At 64.5% G+C, this 2,820-nt stretch carries 3 protein-coding genes; all 3 read right to left on the bottom strand.

Annotated elements, in window-relative coordinates; all coding sequences use genetic code 11:
* A partial coding sequence (gene lysA, locus ABWP50_RS10935) for a diaminopimelate decarboxylase (protein ID WP_353218018.1) occupies positions 1-965 on the bottom strand: 965 nt, incomplete at its 3' end.
* A 3-nt stretch (positions 966-968) separates the two neighbouring features.
* Positions 969-1,214 carry a hypothetical protein gene (locus ABWP50_RS10930; RefSeq protein WP_353218017.1) on the bottom strand — a complete coding sequence of 82 codons (246 nt, stop codon included), beginning with the start codon at positions 1,212-1,214 and terminating at the stop codon, positions 969-971.
* Positions 1,214-2,620 (bottom strand): argininosuccinate lyase, encoded by a 1,407-nt coding sequence (gene argH / locus ABWP50_RS10925; RefSeq protein ID WP_353218016.1) that lies wholly within the window; start codon positions 2,618-2,620, stop codon positions 1,214-1,216. Before argH ends, ABWP50_RS10930 begins: the two co-directional genes overlap by 1 nt.
* Between the last annotated feature and the right edge of the window lie 200 nt (positions 2,621-2,820).

The raw sequence follows: 2,820 nt of genomic DNA, 5'->3' as shown, positions 1-2,820 counted from the left end.
TTGTACAGCGACGGGCGCAGCAGATCGTTCATTGCGGCATCGACCACGACAAAATGCTTGGATGCGCCCTGCTTGGTCAGGATCACCTCGCTGACGAGCACACCGGCATTGCCGACGATCATGCGGCCCGGTTCGAACATCAGCCGCCACGGCCAGCCAGCGGTGGCACGGGCCACCATGGCGGCATAATCGGCCGGACTGGGCGGCGGCGGCAGATCACGCTGATAGGGAACGCCCAGCCCGCCGCCGACATCGATCCGCTTGATGGCGTGACCAGCCGCTTCAAGCGCGCGCGCCAATTCGCCCAATTTTGAAATCGTGTCCTCCACCGGTCCCAGATCCGTCAACTGGCTGCCAATGTGCGCCGCCAGTCCGACCGGGCGCAGATGGGGATAAGCCGCCGCTTGCGCAAAGGCCGCAGGCAGGCGTTCCCACGGAATGCCGAACTTGGCATCGGCGCCGCCGGTGGAAATCTTGCCGTGGGTGCGCGGATCAACTGCCGGGTTGATGCGCACTGCGATTTCCACCACAGCGCCGCGCGCCGCCGCAACCTGTGCCAGCATGTCGATTTCGGCTTCGGATTCGACATTGAATTGCAGGATGCCGGCATCGATGCCGGCACCAAGCTCGGCGCGGGTCTTGCCAACGCCGGAAAACACGATGCGGCTGGCTGGAATGCCGGCGGCCAGTGCGCGCGCCAATTCACCGCTGGAAACAACATCAGCGCCGGCACCCAGCCTGGCAACGGTGCTGAGCACGGCCAGATTGGGATTGGATTTCACCGCAAAGGCCACCAGCGGGTTGCCATCACCCAGCCCGGCCACCGCGGCCTGGAATACGCTGAAATGCCGTTCGATCGTGGCACTGCTGTAGCAGTAAAACGGCGTGCCAACTTCGGCCGCAAGCTGTGCAAGGCTGACGTCTTCGGCATGCATCACGCCGCCGCGAAATTGAAAATGATCCATTGTCTATCTTTGTGACCGGGGTGGCGGCAGGTTGAACGGATCGCTGCCGCGTTCGGGCAACGGGCCTTGATTGTCATCAACCCGCTGCGGCACGGCTTGCGGTTCCAGCTTCAGCATTTCCTGCGGGGTGGCAGCGCGCGCTTGGGTTGCGCCGCGCTGCGGGGCTGCGCGGCCAGCCATCGGCTCCAACGCGCCTTGCTTGCCGCATGCTGCCAGCAGCAGCAACGCCGCCAAAGTCAGCCCGCGCATCACAGCCGCTGCCGGGCGGCCGCAATGGCGCTGCGCACGTTGGCCGGCGCCGTGCCGCCAAAGCTGGTGCGACTGGCCACGCTGGCTTCGACACTCAGCACATCGCGCACCGCGGGGGTGATGCGGGTATCGATGGCAGCCAGTTCGGCATCGGTCAGGCCGTTCAGATCGGTTCCCTTCCGTTCAGCGGCCTTCACGCATTTGCCGGTGATTTCATGCGCTTCACGGAACGGCACGCCGCCCGCCCGCACCAACCAATCGGCCAGATCGGTGGCGGTGGAAAAACCACTGTTGGCAGCCGCGCGCAGCTTCGCCTTGTTAAAGGTCAAGCTTTGGGTCATGCCGGTCATGGCTGCAAGGCACAGGCCCAGATCGTCATGGGCGGCAAACACCGTCACCTTGTCGTCCTGCATGTCCTTGGAATAGGCCAAGGGGAGCCCCTTCATCACCACCGAAAGCCGGGTGAAGGCCGCCAGAAACGCGCCAGCCTTGGCGCGCACCAGTTCGGCGGCATCGGGATTGCGCTTTTGCGGCATGATGCTGCTGCCGGTGCTCCAGGCATCGGGCAGGGTGATGAAGCCATAGGGCTGGCTGGCCCAGATGATGATTTCCTCGGCCAAGCGCGACAAATGCAGCCCGGTCATATGGGTGGCGGACAGATATTCCAGCGCGAAATCCCGGTCCGACACACTGTCCAGGCTATTGCGGGTTGGCCCGGCAAAGCCCAGCGCCTTCGCCGTCATGGTCCGGTCAATCGGGAAGCTGGTGCCGGCCAGCGCCGCCGCGCCGAGCGGGCATTCGTCCATGCGCCGCATCGCATCGGCAAAGCGGCTGCGATCGCGGCCCAGCATTTCGACATAGGCCATCAGATGGTGGCCCAGCGTTACCGGCTGCGCCACCTGCAGGTGGGTGAAGCCCGGCATGATCGTATCGGCATGTTCTTCGGCGCGGGTCAGCAGCGCGGCAATCAGGGCTTTCAGTGCTGCATCAGCTTCGGCGCAGGCGGCTTTCACCCACAGCCGGAAATCCACCGCCACCTGATCATTGCGGCTGCGCGCCGTGTGCAGCCGGCCCGCGGCTGGCCCGATGATCTCGCGCAGGCGGGTTTCGACATGGAGATGGATATCCTCAAGGCTGAGATTCTCCACCAGCTTGCCGGCTTCATATTCCGCCGCGATCTGCTGCAAGCCCTTGTCGATGGCCGCAACATCAGCCGCCGAGACAATGCCCTGCTTGCCCAGCATGGCGACGTGGGCGCGGCTGCCGGCAATGTCCTGACGCCACAAGCGCTTGTCCACGCCAATCGATGCATTGATTTCCTGCATGATGGCCGACGGGCCAGCGCCAAAGCGCCCGCCCCACAGGCTGTTGGCAGTATCTGCCGGCTTGGACGTCTCGCTGCTCATGGCTGCCGCCGATAAGCCATTGGCGCTTGCCCCGCAACCAGCCGCCAAAGCGCCCGCTGCGCCGGCCAGTTTGATCGCATCGCGCCGCGTCACCGTCATCTGCCTGTCCCCCTGGGGTTCATCGTTGCCACAGCGGGTTGCTGCTTGCCACTGCGCTGTTTATCGAAGCAGCATCGTTTGCAAGGAACATCGGATGCGCA

Source organism: Sandarakinorhabdus sp. (assembly GCF_040398645.1).
In the GTDB taxonomy this organism is placed as follows: domain Bacteria; phylum Pseudomonadota; class Alphaproteobacteria; order Sphingomonadales; family Sphingomonadaceae; genus Sandarakinorhabdus.
The sequence above is the reverse complement of the archived record's forward strand: the minus strand, read 5'-3'. Positions and strand labels throughout refer to the sequence as shown.